The sequence below is a fragment of the Bradyrhizobium sp. SZCCHNRI1009 genome (genome assembly GCF_032487575.1).
Classification (GTDB): Bacteria; Pseudomonadota; Alphaproteobacteria; order Rhizobiales; family Xanthobacteraceae; genus Bradyrhizobium.
Genome location: NZ_JAUEUL010000008.1, coordinates 75,199 through 82,111, shown reverse-complemented (window position 1 = coordinate 82,111; position 6,913 = coordinate 75,199). Strand labels below are relative to the sequence as shown.

Below are 6,913 nucleotides of genomic sequence, written 5' to 3'. Positions count from 1 at the left end.
CTTGCGGAGGTCCGATCGCGGCTGGTGGTCGATTGCGCGGCTTCAGTTCACGCGATGGGCTTGCGCCATCGCGACGATCACCCTGCGCGGCCCCTTGAACGGCTCGCGCGCGTGCGCCGTCAGCATGTTGTCGAGCATGACGACGTCGCCGGTCTGCCACGGGAAGACGATCTTGTGCCGGTCGAGCACGCGGCGGACCGTGGCCAGCGTCTCATCCTCGATCGGCGCACCATCGCCGTAGAACGCATTGCGCGGCAGCTCGAGCGGATCGCCGACGATGTCGAGAAGACTCTCCCGAACCTCGGGCGCGAGGCTGGAGACGTGGAACAGATGCGCCTGATTGAACCACACCATGTCCCCGGTCACGGGATGCACCGCGGTCCCCTGGCAGACCTGCCGTGTCCGCAGTTCGTCGCCATCCTTCCATTCGCAGGCGATGGCATGCGCGGCGCAATAGGCCTCGACCTCCGCCTTCGACTCCGTGCCGAACACCTGCCGCCAGTCGACGTCGAGACCGCTGCCATAGTTGCGGACATACATGACGCCGCGCTCGGCGAAACGGTTGCGGATCGCGGCAGGCATGTCGCGGTGAATGAGCCGGCTGTCGGCGACCGGCGTTTCGCCACCCTGCTGCGCCGCCTGCTCGCAATAGAACCAGATCTTCATCGGCCAGTCGCGCGTATAGGCCTGCTCGTTGTGCAGCGGGATGCTCTGGTGCGGCGGATATTCGGTCGATGTGTAGACGCCGGCGCTGACCTTCGATCGCGGCGTCGAGCCGAATTCGTAGGACAGCAGCGGATGGCCGAAGCTCGCGGCAAAGCTCCTGAACGCCTCGGCGCCATCGAGATGGAAGCCACGGAAGAGAATTCCGCCGCAGGCGTAGAGCTGGCGCTCGATCATGTCGCGGACGTCGCTGACGGCCTCCATCAGCGGCTGCTGCTCGCGGCTGGCCCGCAGAAGGAACGGCAACGAATCTTGTTCTACTTTAGATTGTATTGCGAACATGACCTCTCCCCGTCTCCCGTCGATTTCAGCATCGAAGTCTCATCACCAGACGGCTCGCCGGCTGGGCCACGCTTTCGGCACGCCGCTCAAGGCCCCGCGCGAGCAACGGCGAGTTCCGGCCGGGCCGCGCGTGCCAGCAATGCGGCAAGGAGATTCAGCAGATCCGCCTGCCGGCTATGGATGAAGAAATGGTCGCCCGGCAACGTGTCGCGGCCGAACGCGCCGGAGGTCTCGGCCCGCCACGCCTCCAGCGCCTCGGCGCGCGTCTCGTCGAGATCGCCGCCGAACACGTGCAGCGGACAGGGCAACGGCTGGCGCCGCTGATAGACGTAGTTCCCGCACATCAGGAAGTCGGCCCGCAGGATCGGCAGCGCGCTGCGCATGATCTCCATGCTTTCGAACGCCTCCGGCGGTGTGCCGTTCAGCCTGAGAAGCTCGTCGCGCAACGCGTCGTCGCCGAGCGGCTCGCGCCAGCGGCTGCCGTCGCGCACGGCCGGCGCTTCCGTTCCGGACACGAGCAACATCTGCGGCCGCGGCGCACCGCGCGCGAGCAGCCGGTGCGCGAGCTCGAAGGCGAGCAAGCCGCCAAGACTGTGCCCGAACAGAGCGTAGGGCTGCGCCAACGGCGCCCCGATCAGTTCGGACGCGAGCTGATCGGCCAGCACGGCCGCATCCGTCTGCAGCGGCTCGTCCATCCGCGCCCCGCGTCCTGGCAGCTCCAGCGGCAGGACCTCGATCCAGGACGGAAGACCTCTCCTCCAGCGCGCGTAGACCATGGCGCTGCCGCCGGCATGGGGCAAACAGATCAGCCGCATGGCAGCCATCCTCCCTCGCTTCAGGATTCGGCAGAGGCCTGCGTGTTCTCCTGCATGAATTTCCGCAGCGAGAGCGGCCGCATGTCGGTCCACACCTGTTCGATATGGTCCAGACATTCCTTCTTGTTCCCGGTGACGCCTATGGCCGTCCACCCGTTCGGAATGTCCTTGAATGTCGGCCAGATCGAATATTGCTCTTCGTGATTCACGACGACGGTGAAGGTGACGTCGTCCCTGTCGAAGACCATCATGAGCGGCTACTCCCTACTAACAAGCGACGTTGATGAACTACGAGTAATGCAGTTGATAATGACAGTCAAAAGGATACCGCCGATCGAAGTTTTTAATCTCTCCAAGGTGACACGCAGGTGACGACTCAACATCTGGATGCATCGGCTTCAAGTCGGCGATTCCGGCGGCTCTACAGCAATTGCCGTGTAGTTCGGTGTTGAATCACGCTCCATTCGCTTGCCCGCCTTGGCATGCGCGCCACGGACCGCACGCTCTCCGTCGCTTGGACATGCAACTCTACGCGTCGCTCCAACTAACCAAGCCGCCGCACATCTGCCGTGCGGCGGCCTGGTCGCCCTCATGCACGTCGACGCTTCAGAAGTTGAACGTCGTGGAAACGAGGTAGGTGCGCGGCGCGCCCAGCGTGATCACGCCACTATAGGCGGACGCCCAATAGGTCTTGTCGAACACGTTCTCGACGCTGGCGCGAACGATGATCGGCTTGCCGTTCCACGGCGAGGTGAACTTGTAGCGCGCGCCCAGGTCCACTCGCGTCCAATCTGGCAACGAGAGCGTATTGGTTGCGTTGACATATTGCGCGGCCGTGTAGACGACCCGGCCCGTCAGGGTCAGGTCGCGTGCGAACGGCGTGTCCCATTCGGCGCCGAGATTGACCGTCAGTTCGGGCACACCGATGGCGCGCTTGCCGTCCGTCGTGCCGCCTTGCGTCTTCTCCTGCACGCCGTGGGTGTAGGCCGCGCCTCCGAGCAGGCGCAGCTCCGGCGTGATCTCGCCGAACACGTTGAACTCAGCTCCGGTATTTCGCTGCAAGCCGTTGAGCACCTGGGCGGGCAATGCCACCCCTGCCGTTGCGACGCTGATGATGCTCGGGCGCGAGATGTCGAAGGCGCTGAGCGTCGTCGTGATGCGGCCGAAATCGACCTTGATTCCGGTCTCCACCTGCTTGGTCTGCCCCGGAGGGAACACCGTGCCGACATTGCTGAAATTGCCGGTGACGACGGCCGGGGTCTGCAAACCCTCGATATAGTTGGCGTAGAGCGCGACCTGCTGGACCGGCTTGACGACGAGCGCATAGGCCGGCGTCCAAACCGAGGTGTCCGCGAACGGCCTGCTCGACCCCGGCGCGACGAAATTCGTTATCTCGGTCCCCGCGGTCTGGCGGCGCGCACCGACGGTCAGTTGGATCCTCTTGTCGAGAATGGACATCGTGTCGGAGACGCCGACGCTCCAGAGATTCGCGCCGACGATCTGATTGGCTGCCAGCGTCGACGAGAATCCCGGCAGCGCGATGTTCGAGGGATCACGATAGAGATTCCAAGGCGTCGCCGCCGACAGCGTCCCCGTGACCACACGCTGGGTATAGGTGCGATCGGTGACGGAGTAGCCGACATTGATGGCGTGGTTGACGGGCCCGGTGTCGGCGGTCAGCCGAAGGCCGGCTTCGCCCGCCAACGTCTCATAGGTCTCGCTCCCCGTAAGCGGGGTTCCGGTGAGAACGCCGTTATTGCCGAGAACCGGCGACGTATAGCGATAGTTGATGTTGCTGTCGTGATAGCCGAACCCTGCGTAGGCCGTGATGTGATCGCTGAGATCGACCTCGCCCTTGACCGTCGAGAAGAAATCGGTCGGCGCATAATAGGCCCACGGCATCTGGAAGTTGGTGCCGGACGGCGGCGGCGACGCGATGCTGGTCGTGGTCGGGCCGACCGTGAAGAAGCGAAGCGGCGGATTCAGCTTGTCCGCCTGATAGCCGATATCGGCATCGACGCGGACGTTCTCGCCGTGATAGTCGACCGCGAGGTGAGCATTTCCGAACTCGTCGGTCTGGCGGTCCCACGGCGTATTGCCGTTGGAATACTTGCTGTTGAGACGGACGCCCCACTCCTTGTGCTCGCCGTAGCGGCGGCTGACATCGACCTCCTCGCCGAACTGCGATCGCGACGCGAAGGTCGCCGTGAGTTGCGTGATGTCGGTGTCGGGCGCGTGCTTGGTGATGAGATTGACGCTGCCACCGACCGCACCGCCGCTCGAGGCGCCGGTGCCGCCGACCGTCATGCCGTTGAGCAGAGCCGCCGGCCCCTTGAGCAGCTCGACCCGCTCGATGAAATTGGCGCCCGTCGAATAATACGGCGCAATGCCGGCGAGGCCGTTCAAGGCGTAGTCGCCGCTGTCATAGTAGAAGCCGCGGATGAACAGGCTGTCGGCGCCGCCGCCGGCCGCCTGGATCGTCCGCACCGAGGGATCATTGATCAGCACGTCGCGAATCGTGCGGGCCTGCTGGTTCTGGATGAGCTGCGAGGTGAAGCTCGTCTGGTTGAAGGGCGTGTTCATGATGCCGCGGTTGCCGAGGAGTCCGAGGCCGCCGCCGCTGGCGACCTGGCCGCCGGCATAGGGCGACGGCGGCGCGCCGACTGTTCCCGTCGACGGCGTCACGTAGGCCACCGGGGCGGTCGGCGGCAGGTTGCGCGGGGCGACGCGGCGCTGCTGAGCGGTTCGCGTCGCGGTCGCCTGCGGTCTCGAGGCGGTCTGCCGGACTTTCGGCTTCGGCGCGTCGACGGTCACGTCGGGGAGCTTGGTCTGCGCGAAGGCCGGTTGAACGCCTCCGACATTCAGCGTGAGCGCCAATGAGCTCACAAGTCCCAACGACATCGTCAATCCAACGTCTTTATCCAAAATGCGACAAACCATCCTGACACCCCGATCATTCCAAGTTCCAACTCGGCTCGTCGGTGGTCCTAACACACAGGTATTTGAGGATGGCGTCGCGCGACGTAGAACCCGTCTAACGAGCGACAGTCTCGCCGAATCGGTCAGCTCAACAGATTGCCGCTACTACGAGATTTTTTTCCCGCCGCTTCTTTGAAGCCTTCCAAAGAAGCGCATGTCGCGCGGAAGGCCGACGTGATCGTGTCGGCTGATACAACTCAGGACACCAATCGTCTCGAACTCATCGAAATCATTTCGATCAATCGTACGATGATAACTAATCACATTGCCACTTTTGAATCAATCTTTGCGTTCAAATGCGCCGCATCTCCGCCGCGCCGCGCGCAGATCGGAGAGAGCATCGTGACCGTTGTATCTGTTTGTTTCCGGGGCGGAGAGACGCCGCTCGCGGCGGCGCTCACTGCGCGAGACCGATCACGCGCCGCCGACGCAGCGTGCGGCCATCGCGATGACGCGGCGCGCGAGAGAAGACGCGTAAGAGAAGAGATGCGTGGGATCGTTGGCCGGCCGAGCGCGTAGTCCCGCGGCCCGGATCGAGGTCAATGATGCGGGGCGTCTTCCGCCGACCGGCGGCGGACGTCAGCGCTCAGAGCGGCCCATCCTGCGTTCCGGCCTGAGCGCCCTGCGTTCCGGCCTTCGCGCCGCGGCTCCGTCTCGTGCCGTAGGCGAGCGACAACAGGATCGGAATCGACAGCCCGAGCCAGCACAGGCCATCCCACAGGCCGTCGCCGAACAGTCCGAAGGCGAGCCCGGCTGCGGCGACGAGGCCGATCAGCAGCGGCGCACGAAACACCTGCCAGGTCGAGAGTTGCGCGACGCGGGAGGACGGCGTCGCCGAGGCAGCGGAGGAGCTCATGTCGACACCACTGCCGGCGCGGCCGATGCCACGACACCTGACGCCTTCCTGCGGAAGCCCCAGCGCTTGGCGGCCCACAGATAGAGTCCACTGCACAGCACGATGATCGTGATCACGTCGAGAGCGGCCCAGATGATCTTCAGCGGCAAGCCGCCGTAGTCACCGAAGTGCAGCGGCCGCGATACCTGCAACGCGGTGAGGTACCAGGCGAGCTCGGGCACGACCATCTTGCTGCTGTCCTGGGCGTCGACCAGGACCGGCTTGAACATGCGCGCGGTGAACGGCGTGCGGCCCTTGGTCCAGATCATCAGGTGCTGCGGGCTGCCGAACCGCGTCGTCGTCGGCAGGGTGATGGACGTCACCAGCCGGTCCGGGAATGCGGTGCGGACGGCGCCGACGGCGGCCTCGATCGACTTTGCTTCCGCCAGCGGCTTGCCCTGATAGGGCGCGAGCAGCGCCGGCATGGTCTTTGCGCGCCAGAGGTCGAACAGCGGCACCGCCAGCGTGTTGATGGTGCCGGTCAGACCGACCGCGAGCGCCCAGCTCACCGTGACGATGCCGAGCAGATTGTGCAGGTCGAGCCATTTCAGCCGCGCCGAGCGATCCCGCACCGTGCCGAACTGCAGGCGCCGCATGAAGGGCCAGTAGACGACGACGCCCGAGACGATGGACGCCGCGAACACCAGTCCCATCAGTCCGAGAAAGAGCTCGCCCGGCAGGCCGGTGAACATGTCGCGGTGGATGCGCAGGATCACGTCCATGACGTCCTGATGCGGCGCCTCCTCGCCGAGCACGACGCCGGTGCGCGCATCAACGGTGAGCCGATGAAACTGCCCGGGCACCGGAATGGCGGTCGGCGACATCGCGACCACGATCAGCGGCTCCGCCTGCTTCAGGCTCACGAACAGCGCATGCTGCTGCGGCAACTGCTGCTTGGCCGCCGCGATCAGGCGGTCGAGCGGCAGCAGCGGCGTGTCGGCCGGCATCGCCGGCGCGGCGATCTCGTCCTCGAACAGATGATCGATTTCCTCATGGAAGATCAGCGGAAGCCCGGTCAGGCACAGCATCAGCAGGAAGATCATGCTGATCAGCGACGTCCACGTATGAACCTGAACCCACAGCCGCATGCGCTCGAACCCACCCTTCGTCATCGACGTTGCACGTGTTGAGCCGAACGTCCGGCAAGAGAAGGGCCGCAGCAAACTGAATCGATCTAAAGCCGTTGGAATTTCTTTAAAGTAGCGCGCCTGTCTGCCGC

At 64.6% G+C, this 6,913-nt stretch carries 7 protein-coding genes; 1 reads left to right on the top strand and 6 read right to left on the bottom strand.

What is annotated here, in order from left to right:
- Window positions 1-42 precede the first annotated feature (42 nt).
- The 4 genes from QX010_RS16290 to QX010_RS16275 all read right to left on the bottom strand — a co-directional run bounded on the left by QX010_RS16290 (window position 43) and on the right by QX010_RS16275 (window position 4,721).
- Window positions 43-969, bottom strand: coding sequence for a TauD/TfdA family dioxygenase (locus QX010_RS16290; protein ID WP_316180544.1), 927 nt, complete (start codon window positions 967-969; stop codon window positions 43-45).
- A gap of 122 nt (window positions 970-1,091) precedes the next feature.
- Complete coding sequence (locus tag QX010_RS16285) at window positions 1,092-1,820, bottom strand: thioesterase II family protein (protein ID WP_316180543.1); 729 nt, start codon at window positions 1,818-1,820, stop codon at window positions 1,092-1,094.
- A 20-nt stretch (window positions 1,821-1,840) separates the two neighbouring features.
- Window positions 1,841-2,071, bottom strand: coding sequence for an MbtH family protein (locus tag QX010_RS16280; protein ID WP_315802938.1), 231 nt, complete (start codon window positions 2,069-2,071; stop codon window positions 1,841-1,843).
- 355 nt (window positions 2,072-2,426) lie between these two features.
- Window positions 2,427-4,721: a TonB-dependent siderophore receptor gene (locus QX010_RS16275; RefSeq protein ID WP_316180541.1), complete on the bottom strand. Its 2,295-nt coding sequence runs from the start codon at window positions 4,719-4,721 to the stop codon at window positions 2,427-2,429.
- A gap of 252 nt (window positions 4,722-4,973) precedes the next feature.
- Between QX010_RS16275 and QX010_RS16270 the strand changes: the two genes are divergently transcribed.
- On the top strand, window positions 4,974-5,318 hold the full coding sequence (locus tag QX010_RS16270) for a hypothetical protein (protein WP_316180539.1): 345 nt from the start codon (window positions 4,974-4,976) through the stop codon (window positions 5,316-5,318).
- Between the two features lie 67 nt (window positions 5,319-5,385).
- Here the strand turns inward: QX010_RS16270 and QX010_RS16265 are convergent, their stop codons facing one another.
- Together QX010_RS16265 and QX010_RS16260 are read right to left on the bottom strand one after the other, a co-directional pair.
- Window positions 5,386-5,655, bottom strand: a complete 270-nt coding sequence (locus QX010_RS16265) for a hypothetical protein (RefSeq protein ID WP_316180537.1) — start codon at window positions 5,653-5,655, stop codon at window positions 5,386-5,388.
- On the bottom strand, window positions 5,652-6,782 hold the full coding sequence (locus tag QX010_RS16260; RefSeq protein WP_316180733.1) for a PepSY-associated TM helix domain-containing protein: 1,131 nt from the start codon (window positions 6,780-6,782) through the stop codon (window positions 5,652-5,654). The genes QX010_RS16265 and QX010_RS16260 overlap by 4 nt, the downstream gene beginning before the upstream one ends.
- Window positions 6,783-6,913: the final 131 nt, after the last annotated feature.